The organism is Cognatundibacterium squillarum (genome assembly GCF_014652435.1).
Taxonomy (GTDB): domain Bacteria; phylum Pseudomonadota; class Gammaproteobacteria; order Burkholderiales; family Burkholderiaceae_D; genus Undibacterium; species Undibacterium squillarum.
In genome coordinates this window covers 44198-64345 of the sequence record NZ_BMYU01000004.1, presented here as the reverse complement: position 1 = coordinate 64345, position 20148 = coordinate 44198, and the positions used below count along the sequence as shown (strand labels likewise).

Annotated in this window: 17 protein-coding genes; 11 read left to right on the top strand and 6 right to left on the bottom strand. The window is 50.2% G+C overall.

Translation table 11 applies throughout. The annotated features are described in order from the left end of the window. Nucleotides 1–274 precede the first annotated feature (274 nt). Complete coding sequence (locus IE092_RS09345; protein ID WP_189356907.1) at nt 275–3583, top strand: TIM-barrel domain-containing protein; 3309 nt, start codon at nt 275–277, stop codon at nt 3581–3583. Nucleotides 3584–4180: 597 nt separating this feature from the next. Here IE092_RS09345 and IE092_RS09340 read toward each other — a convergent pair. Genes IE092_RS09340 through IE092_RS09315 form a run of 6 tightly spaced genes read right to left on the bottom strand, consistent with a single transcriptional unit; the run spans nt 4181 to nt 11435 of the window. Next, complete coding sequence (locus tag IE092_RS09340; RefSeq protein WP_189356906.1) at nt 4181–8368, bottom strand: pilus assembly protein; 4188 nt, start codon at nt 8366–8368, stop codon at nt 4181–4183. A 17-nt stretch (nt 8369–8385) separates the two neighbouring features. Beyond that, complete coding sequence (locus tag IE092_RS09335) at nt 8386–8991, bottom strand: pilus assembly PilX family protein (RefSeq protein ID WP_189356905.1); 606 nt, start codon at nt 8989–8991, stop codon at nt 8386–8388. After that, on the bottom strand, nt 8988–10052 hold the full coding sequence (locus IE092_RS09330; protein ID WP_268249274.1) for a PilW family protein: 1065 nt from the start codon (nt 10050–10052) through the stop codon (nt 8988–8990). The genes IE092_RS09335 and IE092_RS09330 overlap by 4 nt, the downstream gene beginning before the upstream one ends. Further along, nucleotides 10049–10477 (bottom strand): type IV pilus modification protein PilV, encoded by a 429-nt coding sequence (gene pilV / locus IE092_RS09325; RefSeq protein ID WP_189356904.1) that lies wholly within the window; start codon nt 10475–10477, stop codon nt 10049–10051. The genes IE092_RS09330 and pilV overlap by 4 nt, the downstream gene beginning before the upstream one ends. Further along, entirely contained in the window at nt 10471–10995 is a 525-nt protein-coding gene (locus IE092_RS09320) for a GspH/FimT family pseudopilin (protein ID WP_189356903.1), read from the bottom strand. The genes pilV and IE092_RS09320 overlap by 7 nt, the downstream gene beginning before the upstream one ends. Beyond that, nucleotides 10989–11435, bottom strand: a complete 447-nt coding sequence (locus IE092_RS09315; RefSeq protein WP_189356902.1) for a type IV pilin protein — start codon at nt 11433–11435, stop codon at nt 10989–10991. Before IE092_RS09315 ends, IE092_RS09320 begins: the two co-directional genes overlap by 7 nt. 261 nt (nt 11436–11696) lie before the next feature. Here IE092_RS09315 and recA point away from each other — a divergent pair, with 261 nt between their 5' ends. The 10 genes from recA (at nt 11697) to IE092_RS09265 (ending at nt 20148) form a co-directional block, all read left to right on the top strand. Then, the gene (gene recA / locus IE092_RS09310; RefSeq protein WP_189356901.1) at nt 11697–12734 is read left to right on the top strand and encodes a recombinase RecA; all 1038 of its coding nucleotides are present in this window, start codon (nt 11697–11699) and stop codon (nt 12732–12734) included. A gap of 47 nt (nt 12735–12781) precedes the next feature. Beyond that, a complete protein-coding gene (recX, locus tag IE092_RS09305; RefSeq protein WP_189356900.1) occupies nt 12782–13240 on the top strand; it encodes a recombination regulator RecX in 459 nt (152 codons plus the stop codon). Between the two features lie 613 nt (nt 13241–13853). Further along, complete coding sequence (sucC, locus tag IE092_RS09300) at nt 13854–15032, top strand: ADP-forming succinate--CoA ligase subunit beta (RefSeq protein ID WP_268249276.1); 1179 nt, start codon at nt 13854–13856, stop codon at nt 15030–15032. Between the two features lie 18 nt (nt 15033–15050). Further along, on the top strand, nt 15051–15932 hold the full coding sequence (gene sucD / locus IE092_RS09295) for a succinate--CoA ligase subunit alpha (RefSeq protein ID WP_189356898.1): 882 nt from the start codon (nt 15051–15053) through the stop codon (nt 15930–15932). Between the two features lie 234 nt (nt 15933–16166). After that, nucleotides 16167–16973 (top strand): Stp1/IreP family PP2C-type Ser/Thr phosphatase, encoded by an 807-nt coding sequence (locus IE092_RS09290; RefSeq protein WP_189356897.1) that lies wholly within the window; start codon nt 16167–16169, stop codon nt 16971–16973. A gap of 23 nt (nt 16974–16996) precedes the next feature. Next, the gene (locus IE092_RS09285; protein ID WP_189356896.1) at nt 16997–17587 is read left to right on the top strand and encodes an FHA domain-containing protein; all 591 of its coding nucleotides are present in this window, start codon (nt 16997–16999) and stop codon (nt 17585–17587) included. Nucleotides 17588–17752: 165 nt separating this feature from the next. Beyond that, entirely contained in the window at nt 17753–18202 is a 450-nt protein-coding gene (locus tag IE092_RS09280) for a pilin (protein WP_189356895.1), read from the top strand. A gap of 29 nt (nt 18203–18231) precedes the next feature. After that, the gene (locus IE092_RS19025; RefSeq protein ID WP_308427127.1) at nt 18232–18732 is read left to right on the top strand and encodes a pilin; all 501 of its coding nucleotides are present in this window, start codon (nt 18232–18234) and stop codon (nt 18730–18732) included. Between the two features lie 144 nt (nt 18733–18876). Beyond that, a complete protein-coding gene (locus IE092_RS18845; protein ID WP_189356894.1) occupies nt 18877–19338 on the top strand; it encodes a pilin in 462 nt (153 codons plus the stop codon). A 30-nt stretch (nt 19339–19368) separates the two neighbouring features. Then, a complete protein-coding gene (locus IE092_RS09265; RefSeq protein WP_189356893.1) occupies nt 19369–20148 on the top strand; it encodes a pilus assembly protein in 780 nt (259 codons plus the stop codon).

The window sequence follows — 20148 nt, the reverse complement described above, 5'->3', positions numbered from 1 at the left end:
GATTGTAGTGATTTCACGCCTGTTGCCTGTTATGCCATTCACCGAAGTTTGATGTTTACCTAACTTTACCTGATTTTCCCGCCTTGCAGTCAGGCAATCCCGGTATTTGGTGATGTTGTTTGCATGAAAAATTTTCAAAGCAAGGTGTTTGCCGTATAAAACGCGGTTTGTGCACAAAACTCTGTTTTATACGGAACTAAATGCAAAATCATGGTTCCACAACCGCAGTTTCTTCACTCACACACTCTCTCTCGCTCCTATGAATTCCCTGAATATGCTCTCTGTCCCGCTGCTGACTATAGCTGCTGCGGTATCTCTGGCCTATGCATCTCCGGCACAGGCGGCGGCAATTGGCAGTCTGCAAAGCTGGCAAGCCGCACCGGCGCAGGCAAACCGTGTGCTGACCCTGCAAACTGATCAGGGACACCAGTTACGTATCAGCCTGATTCAGGAAAGCGTTTTCCGTGTGGAAGCTGCGTGGAAGGGCGACTGGAAGCAGGTGAAAACCCAGACGACACCGATTGTGTTGCCGCAGCCAGCAGGATCCGAATCTGTCGCGTTGCGCGATCAGGGCGAATACCTGTTGTGGGAAAGCCCGCGTTTCGCGCTGCGCATTTATAAAAAGCCATTGAAGCTGGCGCTGTATCAGGCCGGTAATCAGCAGCGCATCTGGGAAGAACTCCAGCCGCTGGATCTGGGGGAGAAGCAAAGTTATCAGACCTTGTCATCGAAAGCCGGTGAAGCATTCTGGGGCGGTGGTCAGCAGAATGGTCAGTTTGCATTTCAGGGCAAGCAGCTCGATATTTCGTATTCCGGCGGCTGGGAGGAGGGTGACCGTCCGAATCCTGCGCCGGTGTTTATCAGTTCGCAGGGCTACGCTGTGTTGCGCAATACCTTTGCACCGGGTGTCTATGATTTCCGTCAGCAGAACTATCTGACTGCCAGCCATCAGGAGCGCGGATTTGATGCGTATTACATGGTCGGCGGTTTGCACGATGCGCTGCGCCAGTACACTGCGCTGACCGGCCGTGTGCCTTTGCTGCCGCGCTGGGCGCTGGAGTACGGCGATGCCGATTGTTATAACGATGGCGATAACCGCAAAAAACCGGGTACGGTTCCTGCTGGCTGGAGCGATGGCCCGACCGGCACCACGCCGGATGTGGTGCAGTCGGTCGCGGCGCAATACCGCAAACACGATATGCCGGGCGGCTGGATTTTGCCGAATGACGGCTATGGCTGCGGCTATACCGGATTACCGGAAACCGTGAAGGGGCTGAAACAATATGGCTTCCGTACCGGCCTGTGGACAGAAAACGGTGTCGACAAAATTCAGTGGGAAGTCGGTACCGCAGGAACACGCGCGCAAAAGCTGGATGTGGCGTGGACCGGTAAAGGCTATCAGTTTGCGATGGATGCGAATCATGCCGCTGCCAACGGTATTTTGTCAGCTTCCGATAGTCGTCCGTTTGTGTGGACCGTGATGGGCTGGGCTGGTGTGCAGCGATACGCAGTCACATGGACCGGTGATCAGTCCGGCAGCTGGGATTACATACGCTGGCATATTCCTACCCTGATCGGCTCCGGCTTGTCCGGACAGGCTTATGCCACCGGCGATGTGGATGGCATTTTCGGCGGCAGTCCGGAAACCTACACCCGCGATCTGCAATGGAAAACTTTTACGCCGGTGCTGATGGGCATGTCAGGCTGGTCCAAAGCAGAGCGCAAACATCCGTGGTGGTTTGATGAGCCTTACCGCAGCATAAACCGCCGGTATCTGAAACTGAAGATGCGCTTAATGCCGTATATGTACACGCTGGCACGCGAGGCGCAGCAAACCGGCGCGCCGCTGGTGCGCGGTCTGATGTGGGATCATCCGCAGGACGCGCATGCTATGGATGAACGCTACCGCTATCAGTTTTTCTTAGGCCGTGATCTGCTGGTGGCACCGGTGTACAAGAGTCAGGCGGCCAGCCGTGGCTGGCGGCGCGATATCTATCTGCCGCAGGGCGAATGGATTGATTACTGGGATGGCCGCGTGGTGCAGGCGGGAGCGGCGGGACGTGTGATTGATCAGCAGGTGACGCTGGAACGTTTGCCGGTGATGGTGCGTGCCGGTGCGATTCTGCCGATGTATCCGGAATCACTGTATGACGGACAAAAACCGAAAGACCGGCTGACACTGGATATTTATCCGAAAGGCAGTTCGCAGTTCGATTTGTATGAAGATGACGGCGAAACCCGTCAGTTTGAAAAAGGCGCGTTCAGTCATCAGCAGATTCGTGTTGATGCACCGCCGCAGGGTGCAGGCAAAGTGCAGATTCAGGTCGGTGCGGTGAATGGCAGTTATCAGGGGCAGGAAACGCAGCGTGCTGTCAGCCTGCTGGTACACACCCGTGCGTTGCCGCAGCAAGTTACACAAAATGGCAAAGTGCTGGCGCAGTTAGATCCGGCGCAGGCACAGGCAGGTCAGACCGGCTGGTGGTATGCAGCGGATGAGCGTTACGGTACGGTGCATGTGCAGACGGCGGCGCTGGATATCCGTCAGCCACAGGAATTTACACTGGATATTGCCGCCGGTACGCAGCAGACTCCGACAGCAGATTATCCGGCAGCACCGGCACTTGGCGAAAGCATTCCATCGGATGCATTGCTGGTAGTCAGCCGTCCGGCAGAGGAGCCGGGGCATCCGCTGGAAAACGCCTTCGATGGCAAGCCGGAAACCTGGTTCCGCACCGTGCGTGATCAGGCACAGAAAACCGGTGCGCACGAATTCACGCTGGCGCTGGGTGAACGTCGCATGGTGAAAGGCATAGAAATTACAGGACGCACTGATCAGCACTGGGAATACGGCCAGCCGAAAGCAATCGAAATTTATGTCGGTGACAGCAATGGTGAGTGGGGTAAGCCAGTGTTCAGCGGACAACTGAAAAAACAAAAAGAGAAACAGCAAGTCAGTTTTGCACCAGTGGCGGGCCGCTTACTGCGCATGCGTATTCTGAGCACACATGATCAGAATGACGATGGTGTCGCAGCAGACCCGATGATACTGAATGCCGCCGGCAATGCCGATCAGGCAAAAGCAGTGAATACGCAGATTCCGAAAACCGTGGCACCGGTGACGATTTCTGAGTTTGCGGTACTGGAGGCAGCTGCACCGCAAAAACCGGCGCAGCAACTTGCGCTGAATACCTTACCTGTCAGCGGTGGCAAAGTATTGCCGGTTCCGCAGATCAGTATGAATGGCTTGCAGTTCCGTCAGGGCTTACAGGTGACTGGTAACAGCAGCCAGCGTTATACGCTGAACGGCAACTGGCAATGGTTCCGTGCCGACGTCGGCATTGATGACCGTTGCAGTGCGCACAGCGGCGTGCAATTCCGTATTCTCGGTGACGGTCGCCTGTTGTTCAGCAGCGGTCTGATCAAAGCACCGGCCGTGGTGAAACCGGAACTGGACGTGCGTGGTGTGCGCGAGCTGGAGTTGCGCACAGTCAGCAGCGATAAGGCGGCTGCCAGCGCCTGCGCTAACTGGGCAAATGCGATGCTGACGGGCTATGAAGGCGACAGCGCACAGCGTAAAGACTGAGCCTGATGGTTAGAACTCATTTCATAAATACCCGCGAGATGCGTTTGTCTCATAGCGCAGGCTGGCAAGGGTGTAGCAGGGAATTCATGCAGCAAAGCTGCATGCCTGCGTAACGATGTGCGCTTACCAGCGCACATGCGCCCTGCAAGGGGACAAGGTAGTGAATAGCGGTGCTATTCACAACGCGTCCAACGCTGTCCAGCGTGCGCTATGAGGCAAACCCTGCGGGAACGGAGGTGCCGGGCGCATTGCTTTGTTGCGTCGCTTGCACAGGCACCAGCCTGTGCTGCGCAACGACGCCGCACACTGCCTCCCGGCACCTCGCGTTCGCACTCGTGGCTATTGATGAAATGAGTTCTGGTATTGTGCAGAACTCCGCATTCGCCATTTCCGGAGAGCCGGAGTTTCTGCCGACGACCGCCGGATCGCTGTGCTGAACACCGCATTTGAGGCATTTTCAGCCGGTTTTGCGTTGCGGGGCGGCCTCTGAGTCGGCACAACGTCAGCGCAGCATCAGACAGCGACTGAAACCGCTAAAACAAAACGCCCCGGACATGCCATCCGGGGCATTTTCGCTGATGCTGCAACGTCAGTGTATTACGGCTTCGGCATCACCAGATCCGGCACCAGCTCGCGCCAGACGATGCGTTTGCCGATGAAGCGCTGCGTACCGGCATCATCTTCACTGGCTTTTTCCGGATTCGGATCATTTTCCTTAATAATCGAAATAACACGTTTGCCGTTTTTGGTGTAGACCACGTTGTAGCCGACAATCTGGCTGGAATACATCTTTCCTGCCATCACACCGCCGGAAGTGTTGAACTTGTTATTGCCATTGGCGTAGTCCAGCAGATTCAGCCAGCCATAACCACCCGGAGAACAGGCTTGGTCCGAAGGAACGTTACTCGGCACAATCAGTGTTCCCATATCGAGTTTAGGCGATAAAGTAATGCGTTCACCACTGTCCGGCCAGTCCAGATACCAGCCCAGATCGGCGCTGTAATCCACATTGCTGTTGTTAATACTGCGGGTGCCGCCGGACTGCGAAATGGTTTTCTGAACCAGCTTGCTACGGGCACTGACACCGGCAGGACTGTCCAGCGCAGGATCATCCTTCAGTGCATACAGGGATTGCGCCGAACGGTTGCTGATATCTGCCAGTTCCAGATATTTACCAGTACCGACAAAAATCACTTTCGTATTTTTGACATTACCCAGTGCCGGCTCGGTCGTCACCGGCTGACGATTGCCGTTGTTATCTTTCAGCGTGGCAAGCCGGCTGACGGCTTCCGTGGTCAGATTAAATTTCCAGACATCACCGTTCAGGTCACCGGCATAGACCAGTTCGGTGACGTTATTGGTTTGCGGGCTGTCAGCCCAGGCTGCCAGCTGGCCAAGGCCACTCGGCGCGACTGCGCTGCCTGAGGTATTGCAGATCTTTTTACTGACTGCGCCGCTGTTCGCATTCAGCGCAATCACACAGCCGAGACCAGAGCCGGGATTGCCATTGTTGTAGCCGGAACTCAGTAACACGACCCATTGTCCGGCGCTTGTTTTTGTCACCACAGGTGGTGAAAAACTGTAGCCGACATCACTGTCATTGGATGGACCGAATTCCCACAGCAAGGATGGCGCCAGCGGATTGGTGATATCCATTGCAAAGTAACCACGTCCGCCACCGTTCAGACCTGCCACCAGAATGGTTTTCCAGTTCGTACCGTCATAGACATCCGCAATCACCGGAGAACCGTTAACAAAATTCTGGTGATTGCCGGCGTAATTGATGTCAGCCAGTTTCCACAGATTACCGAGCACGGCACTCGGAATAAAGGCCCATTTTTCTTCCAGCGAATCAGCGTCAAACGCATGCAGCATGGCATCGTTAGCACCAACATAAATCATCGGTGTGCGGCTGGCATTTGCTGTTTTAAAAGCATCGTAGCCGGCATCAACATAGCTGAACGTCGGTTTGCCGACGTAGGCCAGCTGAGATTCGGTAATGTCGCCGAGTACCGCTTCCCTTGCGCGGAACAACCGGTTCAGCGGCGGATTCGACTGCCTGTCTTCATATTGCGATTGCCCGCGCAGATAGTCCACCAGATTTGTCAGGGTAACCGCCGGTTGCTGTGTGACCGGGTCAAGATTTCCGTACTGACTCAGATTCGCAGCGGTGAAGAAACTGCTGTTTTTGCCTGCAGTCTGCAAGCCTGATGCGGTGAACGGCAGCAGCGTATTCGCCGCGCCGGCAATATAAATTGTCCGTGTATCGCTGTCGGCACGTACTTTGTTGTTCATGCTGCCGTTACATGCTACCGGTAATTCCACATCCGGCAGACCCGGGGTTACGCAACGATAGATGATGCTGTCATTTTCCACAAATTGCTGTACAGCACCGGGTAACGGGCAGTTGCCCGGTACTACGTTTTCAACACAGCGTCCCGCGGCTTTACTGATCTGGCCAGTCAGCGTATCGATGGTTCTGCGTTCTATATTGCCCTGCCATTTCACGGAGGTATAGCTGGAAATGTAAGCATAGTTGTTGCCGCCGATCGGATTCAGACTGCTGGTACCGGCCCCGCCACCGCTGGCTGTTTTCGCAGAGATTTCGTTCAGCGATGCGGTCAGCGATCGTGTGAGCTGAGCAGGGTCCTTGGCGCTGAAGTAGCTGCCGCCACCGTTGACCGCAGCGTGCCACAGATCATCAACGGCTGAATTCGTATTGCTGACAGGTTCCGGCCAGTTCATTAAACCATTTTTGATCTTCGCAAAATCACCGGTGCTGGCGCTGGCATAATCCGGACGATAGCGCAGCTCACCATCCACACCAAGGCCAAGCGTGTAGGTGGTCATATGCTGTTTATTGTTCGGATCTTTGGCTGACGTAAATACATTATTCGTGCAGACATCATTGCCCAGTGCGCCGGTGCAGTTATTGAAGCTGCTGTTCCGGATATCGGTTTCGTAGTAATACTTAGCGACGTCGGCAAGTGAGTTTGAGCTCGCGACGGGGCCTTCAAATTTGGGTCTGGCAGTCGTACCACCGTCCTGATTGCCGATTTGTCCACCATTGATATTCTGAACATCGGATTCAGTATCTGTATTCCAGAAACCATCCGTTGTTAGCAGCGCAAAATTTTGCTGGCAGGAATATTCGACCGGATCACTGGTGCCAGCCGGCCCTTTCCCTGCGAAAATTTTCCCCACCCGCGCCAGAGCAGAACGCAAAGGCGTTGCGCCACCGGGTTTGACGCCGAACAATTGCGCATACCAGGCTTCTTTCTGGCTGCCGGTGCCGCTGTTAAACACTTTCGGTGTCAGATAATTTTGTCCGTAGATATCAATAAATCCAACACGGAAGCGGTTATCAATCGGTTTAAAGCTGCGGCTTACCACGGTTTTCATGGTTTGCATGCGTGACTGGTAATAAGTGAACCAGTTAGCGAAATTGGTCATTTCTTCCGTGTAGTTACAGCTGGTTGCACTGCTGACACAGTCTGACCGTCCCGGGTAGCGGGTAAAAGTCTTTCCCGGAACGATATCGGTGCGCGTGAAACTTCCGTAGCTTCCGGCGGGAATGGCCCCGCGTGCTGCGCGGTAGCCACTCAGTACTGCCTGGTCAGGAGTGATGCTGCAGCTTCCTGTGGATGCCGCGGATTTCACCAGTTTAACGCTGGCGTCGCGCGTGAGTGTCAGCGGTGCTGTAATCACCAGATCCCCAGCCCCGTCTTTACTAAAGCTGTAACCTGCGCTGGCGCCAGCTTTGATAATGTCATTGATCAGGTTGGCAGAGCTTTTACTCAGCTTGGTTGCTGTTTTCAGAATATTTCCGACTCCGTCCACCTCAATTCGTTCAACGCCGGTCTGATCGCTGCGGCTGCAGTTATCAAGGGCAAGCGGAATACTGACGCTTGCCGCGCTGGCGGTAGCAGCCGGGGCCCCGCTGTTAAACTGTCCTGTCAGGTAGCGAACGTTGTAGTAGGTTGCAGATTGTGTGGCACGACAAGCACCGACCGGAGGAATCGCCGTTTTTGCATTGGTTTCAGAGTCACACCAGCGGACACGGGCAGGATAAGGGTAAGCAGCGCTGGGACCGCTGGCAAGTATGCAGTCAGTCAGTGCATCATCCGTACAGTATTCACCCGGATTGATGCGGTAATAGTAGGGGCCGACAGCGGATGCAGCGCTGACAACAGGACTGGCAGGTGTGCCGGATACAAATTTTGATGTGCCGGTTGCCTTTACCGGATTTTGTGTCGCATAACGTTTTCCGCCAATGGTAGAAGGCAGCAGGAAATTATTATTCCGCAGACAGTCACTGGGATTATTGTCATTGCACCAGACAAAATCGTCCAGATCGGTTAGCAGATTCACAAAAGGTGAGTCCGGATCAAAAGCGTTTTGCCTGACGCGGGTATAAGTGGTGATTGATGGATATTCGTTACCTGCGCCGTCAACGGGAGGCTGATAGCGGATCTCAGGGTTGTAGTAAACCGCGTTAAAGTCGCCGCTGAAATAAGGAGGAAGCTGGCGGCAATCCTGACCGAAGTACATGTATCCGTCCAGCTGATATGCACAGTAAACCCAGCCTGCCCAGTCTGGTAAATACTTCTCCCCCATACTGCCGGACGAATCAAGAATAAACATCAGGTTTGGTTTCACCTGACTAATCGCAGCAGTAGACAGCGGAGCCTGCGGAATCGTGAGTGGTGCCGCAGCGAATGCCACATTGCTGTGTACCATTTGCGTAACCAGAGAGAAAGACAGCAGATAAACAGACTTCTTCATAGCGATTTTATCCATGGTCAGTAAACAAAGCCTTGTACATAACTGATGGTGTTGCGCGGGCCGCTGATTTTGACGGTAATCCGGTAGACTGGGCTTTTACCGTTCTTCACAGCACCCGCCTGTGTGGCATTGATAACGTTATGGCCGTCGTTATCTTCGGCAGAGTCGCTGAACAGGCAGTTCGCATCACTCAGTACCTGATTGGGAGTGCGGCACATACGCTGAATCACATATCGGATCTGATTGGATGCGGCATCTTTTCCGGCATCCACACTGTTCGTGTTATTCCATGTCATGCTGATCAGATTTTTTTGCGGATCCATGCTGGAGTAATAGCCATTTGCGGCACGGTCCGTATTCAGCGGATGGGCTGTGCTCTGCCACGGGTCCATTCCGCCGGCACCGTTATCCGATGTGCGCAGCCAGCGGATGGCGACTTCAATCCCGCGGTCACCTCCGCTGGTGGCGGATTCCCGGAATGCAAGATTGCCGGCAATAATGGCATTGATATCGGTCATCTTGACCAGCGCAACCATGGATATCGAAATGATGACCAGAATGATCAGGGCGAAGAACATGGAGATGCCCCGCTGATTACGAGCTAACTGAAGTGAAATATTCATAAATTCCCCCGTGCCCAGATGACATTGCGTAAAGGAATAATGGTTTCAAAGACCCGATACCGATAGCGGCGCCAGTCCGGGTCCTGCAGCGCGAGATTCATGAGTGGCGAAGGATCGGCTGCAGTGCCGGCCCATGCGCAGATACCGCTGGGTTTCGCCGCGGTCAGTGAGCTGCAGGAAACTACTTCGGGAATTTCTTCGCGCTCAGCCTGACCACTCCGTACAATCAGCGCTACGCGGATCGCGCGAATCCGGTTACGGTTTGCCAGTGTCGGTGTGGCCGCTGTGTATGACCAGTCGTTACCGCTGGCATTCACCCAGCTGGTGATCTGATTCGAATTCACATCATTTGCAAGACCGTACTGTGCTTGCAGACTGACTACATCGCTGGCAATTTCCCGTTGATTTTCAGTGAGTTTTTGCAATGCAGTGGTTGCAAAGCGGAATTCAGTAAAATTTCCCATACAGGCAACCGAAGCCCCGATTGCAGCGTTCGTTGCGGCTGCAGTTACGATGTCGGTGTTGTTGCCGGCAGGTACATTCGTCACCTTTGTCATGGAGCAGGCTGAGCCATTGCTGATCATGACGACATCCCCGTTTTTGCAGCCAAAGTTACTGTTCAGCGTCAGGGTGTTGCCTGCCATAGTGTTGATGCGTGCAGGAATGCCGCCGGTGTCAGAATCTCCCTGATGGACAATCAGTGTATCGCTGGCACCGTTGGCGCCATCGATAATGGATACCGGAAAATAGTCAATCGGATCTGTCGCCGGATTATTGTCATGATCCAGTCCAGTGCCTACCGCACAGCGCATTGCCGGATTATTCTTATTTTGCAGAGGTAAGCCGAAAGCAGCATTTGCAACTCGGCGCTGGATCAGGTACAAGCTGATGTTGCCACTGGTTTGTGCATTGGTGACACCGCTGTTGCGCTCTCTGCTTTGTATAAAACTGACATACAGACTGGTGCTGATTAAAACAACAGCCAGACCAATCGCCAAACCTATCATCAGTTCGATCAGGCTGAACCCGCCGGATCTTTTGTTTAAAGGGCGCCGGATCATACGCCACCTGTCATATAGGCTGTCCGGACAAATGAACGGGTTTCTGTTGAGCCTGGAATTTTCCACTGAATAGTGATAACGAAACACTCAGCGTTTTTCGCATTCGACGCGTCGGTATCACAATCGGCAGTCGCACGTTGCGTACTCCGCTTCGCGCCCGGAAGCGTGGTTTGGGATGAGATATCTGTAGACGTCTCAATGAAATTGTTCAGATTTTCCTGATTAACGAATATTTCCGAGATGCGCTTTTGTGCCAGTAGTGCAGCCTCGGAACGGTATTTTGCATCGGAGGTATTTCTGACATTCAGTGATTGCATATTGAGCAATGCGATAATGCCAATTGCAACCAGAAGAAGCGATACCAGAGATTCGATCAGCGCAATACCTTGTTGCGCGTCAGGCTTACGGATGGTTTGTGTCAGCATGGTGTTGTCACCGGTGTTGAAGGAATAGTCTCTTTCGGGCACTGACGGACACTTCCCGTCTGAGCAATCTGAATACGGACCTGACTGTTGATTTTCGAATCCGGGCTTTTCACCGTGATAAAGAGCGGACCTGGATTACTGAGTGGGATTGCCAGTTGGCCAAGTGAATTGAAAACAACACTATTGCCTTCACTAAACTGGGTCACCAGTCGTCCGGTTTTGGTTTCGCCCGACTTTTGTTGCTGAATAACCGCCGGACAATCGGGTGTAACCGTAACGCAGGAGATGGTCCACGCATTGCTCGCGTCTTTGGTCAGTTTGACCAGTGCATTCCTGCGCAGACTTTCGCTCTTGGTGAGTTGCACAGCGCCGGTAATTTGCTGTGCAGCAGAGCGGATCTGGGTGTTTGCTGTCCAGCTCTGAAATGCGGGTGCCGCAAATGCCATCGAAATCGCAAGAATTGCGACTGCCGTGAGCATCTCGATCAGTGTGAATCCTGCCTGGCGGAAGTTCAGCATGTCTCGCCCGCCTTAGAAATCCAGCAGGGTTGAGGTGAGCTCATGCCCGGAAGCAGACTGCTTTTCTGCCTGTCCTGATCGACCGTAAGCACATAATCTTTCATACCACCCGATGCTTTACCTTTTGCGGTGATCGAGTAAGTCATATCGGTGGTCGTGCATTCAAAACTGAAGTACTGACTTGGCTGAATGATTGTGCCAAAGGCGGCGTTCTCAGGACTGCAATCTGCTTTCACATAGTTGAGGTAGGTGCGCGCATCCTGAAAGCGCTGCTCCAGACGCATCTGTGCTTCAGTCAGCCCTTTAGTGGCTTCCATCAGTTTGCCCCGGACCATCTGTTCCTTATAGTTAGAAAAGGCAAAGCTGCTGAGTATCGAGATGAGAGCAACCGTTACCAGTGCTTCGATCAGGGTAAATCCGTTTGATTTGAGCGATATCATAAGTTGCTTTCAGTAAATATGTGTTAAATATATTTGAATTTGGTGAATGTAGCATGCTTCCGCAGGCTAATCGTTATGACATTGATAAAAGGTCGTTTTCAGCCGACGAAGATACTTTGGGAAGGCTTTCAAATCGCCTTCGGTCAGCAATGCTGTAATCAACGGAACAAATGCTTGCAAAAATCACTGATCTTTTATACAGTACTGTTCATGGCGACTTTGCTGCCTGAAATTTCCGCTTATTAACCGACGAAAGACATCATGGACGATAAAAAACCTGATAACGCTTCTGAAAAAAGTAAGGCTCTGGCTGCTGCGCTGGCGCAGATTGAAAAGCAGTTCGGCAAGGGGTCCATCATGCGTATGGGCGACGATGAGGCTAAAGAAGAAGTGCAGGTCGTCTCTACCGGCTCTCTCGGATTGGATATTGCATTAGGTGTTGGTGGTTTGCCACGTGGTCGCGTCGTTGAAATTTACGGCCCTGAGTCCTCGGGTAAAACAACACTGACGTTGCAGGCAATTGCAGAGATGCAGAAACTCGGCGGAACTTGTGCGTTTATCGATGCCGAACATGCACTGGATGTCGGATATGCACAAAAGCTGGGCGTGAATATTTCTGAGTTACTCATTTCCCAGCCAGATACCGGTGAGCAAGCCCTGGAAATTACGGATGCACTGGTACGTAGTGGCAGTGTCGATCTGGTGGTGGTCGATTCGGTTGCTGCACTTACCCCGCGCGCTGAAATCGAAGGTGATATGGGCGATAACCTGCCGGGCCTGCAAGCACGTCTGATGTCTCAGGCTCTGCGTAAATTGACCGGTAGCATCAAGCGAACAAATACGCTGGTGATTTTCATTAACCAGATTCGTATGAAAATCGGTGTCATGTTCGGAAGCCCTGAAACGACAACTGGCGGTAATGCACTGAAATTTTATGCATCGGTTCGTCTGGATATTCGCCGCGTCGGCTCAATTAAGTCCGGTGATGAAGTGATTGGTAACGAAACGAAAGTTAAAGTCGTTAAAAATAAAGTTGCTCCACCTTTCAGAGAAGCCCACTTTGATATTCTTTATGGCGAAGGTACTTCTCGTGAGGGCGAGATTCTTGATCTGGGCGCGGAAGCCAAGATTGTTGAGAAATCCGGCGCATGGTATAGCTATGGTGGTGAAAAAATTGGTCAGGGCAAAGACAATGCCCGCATTTATCTCAGAGAACATCCCGAACTTGCTCGTGAAATTGAAAATAAAGTACGGGCACATCTCGGCGTACCTTTGCTCGCACCCGTAAGTGCAGAGTAATTAACTGAAAATACCTACAGGCCGGGGGCTTTCCCGGCCTTTGTTTTATGCGTCAGAAACTTAGTCTGAAGGCAAGAGCCTTGCGATATCTTGCTGGCAGAGAATATAGTCGCCCCGAGCTGTTAAGAAAACTGGGCCCTTATGCGGAATCCGAGGATGAACTTGAGTCCGTTCTCAACTGGTTGCTGAAGTGCGGATATCTTTCAGATCAGCGTTTTGCAGATTCATTAGTGCACCGTATGCAAAATAGGTATGGCAATCAGAGGATTTTGTATGAGCTGACGCAACATGATCTGGATCCTGATCTGCTGGCAGAGTGTCGGACATCGCTCTCAGAGTCGGAGTCTGAGCGTGCAATTTATTTGTTGCAAAGAAAGTTTGCCTCGCAGGAGGTAACGCCGGAACTAAAAGCCAAAATGTACCGTTATTTAGCTCAGAGAGGTTTTTCAAGTAATCTTGTGCAGCGAGCAATTAAAAACTGGATTGCTGAAAATCATCCTGAATAAGGTACGGATGCCGGATCAGGAAAGTTTTTGCGAATTGTCAGAACCGTTTGCAGCTGTGCTAGAATTTCGAGGTTTTGCAGCGCCGCAGGAGCGGCTGTTACCATAGAAACTGTGGTGACGACACGCAATTGTGGCTAGAAAAGATTAGCCGCCGGAAGGCTTTATGCCATCAAAACCACTTACACCGCTGAGCCAACAGTTCTTCTGCCAGCTCTCGCCATACGTGTTACTGCTCTGCACGACGCGTCAGGGGTTTATGCTGAGGACAAGACGCACAAATATTATGCGTTTGAAAGGGCCACTGTTATTTTCCGGAATCGGACAAATAAGTATAGTGTTGTTCTTACTCAGCAGCGCAATCCAATTTCAATTCTGCATAATACCCAAACAATCAGTTCAGTCTGTACTCCGGTTATATGCGCCGACGATTTTCAAATTTTCGAATCAACAGTCTATAATGCAGCCGGTAAATCAGGGGAACGCGTGATTTCGCAGCTTCATTCAAATTTCAGAATGTCGTCGCAGATCATTCAGTCATTATCAATTTCTGATTAAAACAGGAATTGTAGTGTTCAAAAAGTTTGTTTGTTATTAACTATTTATACCTCAGTGTCTGAAGGGAAGTCGTATGAAAATCCATGAGTATCAGGGTAAAGAAATCCTCCGTAAATTCGGAGTGACTGTACCACGCGGTATCCCATGCTTGTCCGTTGATGAAGCAGTAAAAGCCGCAGAAACCCTGGGCGGACCAGTTTGGGTCGTTAAGGCGCAAATCCATGCGGGTGGCCGTGGTAAAGGTGGTGGCGTTAAAGTTGCAAAATCGATCGAACAAGTTCGTGAATATGCAGATGCGATCATGGGTATGCAACTGGTTACTCACCAGACTGGCCCTGAAGGCCAAAAAGTCCGTCGCTTGCTGATCGAGGAAGGCGCAGATATTAAGAAGGAACTGTACGTAAGTATGGTGACAGACCGTGTTAGCCAGCGTGTAGTGCTGATGGCATCGTCTGAGGGCGGTATGGATATTGAAGAAGTGGCGGAAAGCCATCCTGAACTGATTCACTCGATCGCTATCGATCCGGGTGTCGGTCTGAAAGATGAAGAAGCCGACGACATCGCGCGTAAAATCGGTGTGCCTGATGCTTCCGTTGAAGATATGCGTACACAGCTGCATGGACTGTACAAAGCGTTCATGGAAACCGATGCGTCTCTGGCTGAAATAAATCCGATGATTCTGACGGGTTCCGGTAAAGTAATCGCACTGGATGCGAAGTTCAATTTTGATGCGAACTCACTGTTCCGCCAGCCAGAAATCGTTGCATACCGTGATCTGGATGAGGAAGATCCTGCTGAAATCGAAGCCTCTAAATTCGATCTCGCGTACATCTCTCTGGATGGCGATATTGGCTGCCTGGTAAATGGTGCTGGTCTCGCGATGGCAACTATGGACACAATTAAGTTGTTTGGCGGTGAGCCAGCTAACTTCCTGGACGTTGGTGGTGGCGCTACAACTGAGAAAGTCACTGAAGCTTTCAAAATTATGCTGAAAAACCCTGGTTTGAAAGCAATCCTGGTCAACATCTTCGGTGGCATTATGCGTTGTGATGTGATCGCAGAAGGCGTTATTGCTGCTTCTAAAGCGGTTTCTCTGCAAGTGCCGTTGGTCGTTCGCATGAAAGGTACTAACGAAGACATCGGTAAGAAAATGCTGGCCGATTCCGGTCTGCCTATTATCTCCGCTGACACGATGGAAGAAGCTGCACAAAAAGTTGTTGCAGCTGCTAAAGCTTAATATTTGCAAGGAAATAACATGTCCATCCTGATTAATAAAGATACAAAAGTTATTACCCAAGGTATCACTGGTAAAACTGGTCAGTTCCATACCCGCATGTGCCGTGATTATGCAAACGGCAAAGAATGTTTCGTTGCAGGTGTTAACCCTAAGAAAGCTGGTGAAGATTTCGAAGGCATCCCGATTTACGCAAGCGTAAAAGACGCTAAAGCAGAAACCGGTGCAACTGTTTCTGTCATTTATGTACCGCCAGCAGGTGCTGCAGCGGCGATCTGGGAAGCTGTTGAAGCTGAGCTGGATCTGGCAATCTGTATCACGGAAGGTATTCCTGTTCGCGATATGATGATGCTCAAAGATCGTATGGCAAAAGCTGGCAGCAAAACAAAGCTGCTTGGCCCTAACTGTCCTGGTTTGATTACACCGGATGAAATCAAAATTGGCATTATGCCGGGTCATATCCATAAGAAAGGCCGTATCGGTGTTGTTTCCCGTTCCGGTACGCTGACATATGAAGCAGTCGGTCAGCTGACAGCTCTGGGCCTCGGTCAATCTTCTGCAGTTGGTATTGGCGGTGATCCAATCAATGGACTGAAACATATCGACGTGATGCAGATGTTCAATGATGACCCTGATACAGATGCAGTCATCATGATTGGTGAAATTGGTGGTCCGGATGAGGCGAATGCGGCATACTGGATTAAAGAAAACATGAAGAAACCGGTTGTTGGATTCATCGCTGGTGTCACTGCGCCACCAGGAAAACGTATGGGTCACGCAGGTGCTCTGATTTCAGGTGGTGCAGATACTGCGCAAGCTAAGCTGGATATCATGGAAGCTTGTGGTATTCGTACGACTAAGAATCCGTCAGAAATGGCGCGATTGCTGAAAGCAATGCTGTAATCGCGGAAATTTCGCAAAAGCGGCTTCCTCCTGGAAGCCGCTTTTTTTATTTTAAAGTTTTCTAAGTAGCGTTGATAAGCACGTTGTATGAGGTTTGATCGCAACTTTCCGATTAAGCGGAGTGCAAAGCAACGATCTTAGTGTTAAGCTATTTCAGAGCGAAATAATGTTGAATTTTGGAAACTTTTTCCTTTTTAGCTAATCTGAGACGAGTTTTCATTTGCACGCCATTCGATGAGTCACCGACAAATCCTAGAATTTTCAGCACAGTCCGATACTGGGCAGGTCAGAGAGCATAACGAAGACGCAATCATTGTTTGTGCTGAATATGGCTGCGTTGTGCTTGCTGATGGGATGGGAGGCTATAACGCTGGTGAAATTGCCAGTGCAATGGCGACACAGATCGTCGCAGATTACCTTTGTGAGAAACTCGATACCCTGTGGTTGAGGCATGTTGGTATTCGCGCCAAGCCATTGCAGCGGTGGATGGCTGAAGCAATTTCTGAAGCTAACCGGCAGATTCTCGAGTCGTCATTATCCAATCCTGAATGTTCCGGAATGGGAACGACGATCGTTGCGACATGCTTATTTGATCATAAAATTCTGGTTGCGCATGTAGGTGATTCTCGTGCTTACGTCTTCAGGCAAGGGAAATTAGTCAGACTCACGCATGATCACTCTGTTTTGCAGGATCAGATTGACGCTGGATACATTAGCGAGGAGCAAGCAAGGTTTTCTGCCGTTAAGAATCTAATAACCCGGGCGGTCGGAACGCAACCTGATCTTGAAGCTGAGTTGCATTTGTATCCGGCTGACGAACGAGACCTTTTTTTAATCTGTTCTGACGGATTGACCGATATGCTTAATCATGATGAAATCGAACGTATTATCATCACAAATCATGATGATCTGCATCTCTGCTCTGCGGCACTGATTGCTGAAGCGAACGCCGCTGGTGGTGCAGATAACATTTCCGTTGTTCTGTTCAAGGCAGAACCCCTCCGGGAAAGCTCATGGGTCCGAAGAATTTTTAAACGATAAAAAGAACGTTTTCTGAGAGTGCTATGGCGAAAATTATCGTCACATTTAACGGGTTAGTGCAGCAAGAGTATGGAATAACCAAATCCAGAGTCACGATTGGGCGGCGCCCGGGAAATGATCTGGTTATTGATCACCTGACTGTCAGCGGACAACATGCAGCAATAGATACTACGAGTAGTGGCTCTTTTGTACTTGATCTGGGTAGTACAAATGGAACTATGGTTAATAACCAGCCAGTGAAAAAGCACTTGCTGCAGCATGGTGATGTGATTGATGTGGGTAAATATAAGCTGCGATTCCAGCAGGACGTATCTGCCCAAACACATTCAATTCCATCTGCTGTGCAGCAAGTATTAACTGGAAAGATTAAGGTTCTTAACGGGCCCAATGCAGGTAAAGAGCTTACATTATCAAAACCATTGACCACAATAGGGTCGCCGGCAACATTGGTTATGGCAATCTCAAAGCAAGCTGACCAGTATTTTTTACGCCATGTTGAGGGGCGTGATGCTCCTAAAGTGAACGGGATTCCGGCTGGCGCAGAGCCTTTATTGCTAAAAGGTGGTGACATCATCGAAATGCTGAGTGTTCAGATGCAATTTTTCCTTGCTTAAGCCAAATCTCGGTCACTTGACTGACAAAAAACGGCATTTTCTTGTGACATCAAATGTCAGAAAAAAAGGATTGATCAAAAATATGCATTTTGCATAGCTGGCATAAGAGTTGCTCTCTTAAATGTTCGGGGAGAATCCTCTTTCTACATTTTTTGGAGAGCAAATATGAAAGTTGCAAAAAAAGTACAGCAAGGTTTTACCTTGATCGAGTTGATGATCGTTGTTGCGATTATCGGTATTTTGGCAGCGGTTGCACTGCCTGCTTATAACGATTACACAACCCGCGCTCAGGTTTCTGAAGGTATCGAATTGATGGGTGGCTTGAAAGGTCCACTCGCCGAGTATGGGTATCAAAAAAATGCATGGCCAAGTGCTTTAATCCCTTCCACAGGCACTCCGGCAGCGACAGAACTGACAGCAACTTTGGTTGGTAAATATTCTACAGTTAGTAACTCTGTTGCAGGTACATTCCCATCTGGCACATTGACTGCAACTATGACTTCTGGCCAGGCCAATGGCAGCACTGTAACTCTGGCAACAGCTGACGGTGGCAATACTTGGACTTGTACTGGTGGTACGGTTGCAAACAAATACCGCCCAGTTGCATGTAAATAATCTGTTTTGAGTGAAAAAAGGCGTCCTTTGTGACGCCTTTTGTTTGTCCGTTATTCCGGGGGGATGCAGTGAGTAATTTGAATACAAGTAGCAAGCGTTTGCAGCAAGGTTTTACTTTGATTGAGTTGATGATCGTTGTTGCGATTATCGGTATTTTGGCGGCGGTTGCATTGCCTGCTTACAATGACTATACGACTCGTGCTCAGGTTTCTGAGGGAATTGAGCTGATGGGTGGTTTGAAAGGCCCTTTGGCAGAGTATGGATATCAGAAGAATGCTTGGCCTTCAGGTTTGGTGCCTTCTACTGCGACGCCAACAGCATCCCAGTTAACTGCGACTCTCGTCGGTAAATATTCTACGGTTTCGAACTCAGTTGCCGGTACTTTTCCATCTGGTACTTTGACTGCGACGATGACTTCTGGTCAGGCAAATGGTAGTACTGTTACACTTGCAACAGCTGATGGTGGAAACACGTGGACGTGCACAGGTGGCACGGTAGCGAATAAATATCGTCCAGTTGCGTGTAAGTAATCGTAGCTTGTTTAGCAGAAGCCACAACTTGGGTTGTGGCTTTTTTATTTGTTTTTTGTGAGCCATTGGAACAATATATGCTAGAGACGGCAAATATTCGTTTGTTCTCGTTCAGGGAACGTTACTTTTTTCCGGAAAGTTGCCATGGAAAATACCAGAGGGTTGTATCGTGCCGTCCAGTCAGGCTTTACCTTGATTGAGCTGATGATTGTTGTTGCTATTATTGGGATATTGTCCGCTATTGCCTTGCCAGCATATAACGATTATGTGACAAGAACCCAGGTGATTGAGGCAGTTAATTTGCTTAGTGGAATGAAGGAGACAACAACTGAGTTCGCTGCACAGAGGAGTTCATGGCCAACAGCATTTGTTCTATCCAGTGCTACTCCGTCACAAACCGAGATTATTGCCACAATCAATGGTAAGTACAGTACTGTCAACTCGCCCATGACAGGAAGTTATCCTTCTGGCACAATATCCGCCACCATTAATTCTGGCCAGGCGGCAGGCAAAACAATACACATGTCGACTGTAGATGGCGGTAATTCCTGGGATTGCCGCGGTGGAACCGTGGATAAAAAGTATCGTCCTGTTGCTTGTCAGTGAAGTAGATAATTTGAAATTCAGATTCTATCCATGAATAGTGTTACATACATCAGATTGAAAGCGGCGCTGATTCATTTGACATTATCTGTTGTCGTTGCTGTGCTCTGTGCAGTCCTGATTTTGCACTTATGGTTTCCCGGTCAATACAGGGAAATGGCAGGCGGTAGTCATTTGTTGATTCTGATAATCAGTGTTGATGTTGTTCTTGGGCCTTTGCTGACATTTGTTGTGTTTAATACGCAAAAGCCACGCCGTGAGATTCTTCGTGATTTACTCGTAGTTTTTGTACTGCAAATTAGTGGGTTGGCTTATGGTATTCATACCGTATACCTGGCGCGACCAGTGGCGCTTGTTTTTGAGCAAACCAGATTTCGTGTCGTTAGCTTTATCCAGGTGGAGCAATCAGAACTCTTGAATAAGTCATCTGATGTGGAGGATATATCCTTGTCTGGCCCTATATTGTTATCAGTCCGGGATTTTAAAGACGATAAAGAGAAGTCTGATGCGGCAGAGAAGGGTTTGGCAGGTTCCGATGTCGGCGTCCGTCCAAAATTCTGGCAACCTTATCATTTTGCAGATATGCAATTGAGGAAAGTTGCTCGGCCATACGATGTTTTATTAAAAAAATATCCGGCGGATTCGATCGTAAGTGAATTACCCGGAAAATTAGGGGCTGCTCCAAGTGAGTTGGTCTTTGTGCCCGTGGTGACCAGGACCGGAGATTGGGTAGCTGTGCTATCGTCTCGGACTTTAGTTCCTTTAGATTTTATTCCTAAAGATGGCTTTTTCGAGCTTGCGGCAAAATCTTGA

Coding starts and splice junctions, on each gene's coding strand:
- IE092_RS09280 (WP_189356895.1), top strand. CDS start 17,753: ATGAAAGTTGCAAAAAAAGTACAGCAAGGTTTTACCTTGATCGAGTTG.
- IE092_RS09315 (WP_189356902.1), bottom strand. CDS start 11,435: ATGATATCGCTCAAATCAAACGGATTTACCCTGATCGAAGCACTGGTA.
- IE092_RS18845 (WP_189356894.1), top strand. CDS start 18,877: ATGGAAAATACCAGAGGGTTGTATCGTGCCGTCCAGTCAGGCTTTACC.
- pilV (WP_189356904.1), bottom strand. CDS start 10,477: ATGCTGACACAAACCATCCGTAAGCCTGACGCGCAACAAGGTATTGCG.
- IE092_RS09345 (WP_189356907.1), top strand. CDS start 275: ATGCTCTCTGTCCCGCTGCTGACTATAGCTGCTGCGGTATCTCTGGCC.
- recX (WP_189356900.1), top strand. CDS start 12,782: ATGCGTCAGAAACTTAGTCTGAAGGCAAGAGCCTTGCGATATCTTGCT.
- IE092_RS09335 (WP_189356905.1), bottom strand. CDS start 8,991: ATGAATATTTCACTTCAGTTAGCTCGTAATCAGCGGGGCATCTCCATG.
- sucD (WP_189356898.1), top strand. CDS start 15,051: ATGTCCATCCTGATTAATAAAGATACAAAAGTTATTACCCAAGGTATC.
- IE092_RS09340 (WP_189356906.1), bottom strand. CDS start 8,368: ATGAAGAAGTCTGTTTATCTGCTGTCTTTCTCTCTGGTTACGCAAATG.
- IE092_RS09330 (WP_268249274.1), bottom strand. CDS start 10,052: ATGATCCGGCGCCCTTTAAACAAAAGATCCGGCGGGTTCAGCCTGATC.
- recA (WP_189356901.1), top strand. CDS start 11,697: ATGGACGATAAAAAACCTGATAACGCTTCTGAAAAAAGTAAGGCTCTG.
- IE092_RS09285 (WP_189356896.1), top strand. CDS start 16,997: ATGGCGAAAATTATCGTCACATTTAACGGGTTAGTGCAGCAAGAGTAT.
- IE092_RS09320 (WP_189356903.1), bottom strand. CDS start 10,995: ATGCTGAACTTCCGCCAGGCAGGATTCACACTGATCGAGATGCTCACG.
- IE092_RS09265 (WP_189356893.1), top strand. CDS start 19,369: ATGAATAGTGTTACATACATCAGATTGAAAGCGGCGCTGATTCATTTG.
- IE092_RS09290 (WP_189356897.1), top strand. CDS start 16,167: ATGAGTCACCGACAAATCCTAGAATTTTCAGCACAGTCCGATACTGGG.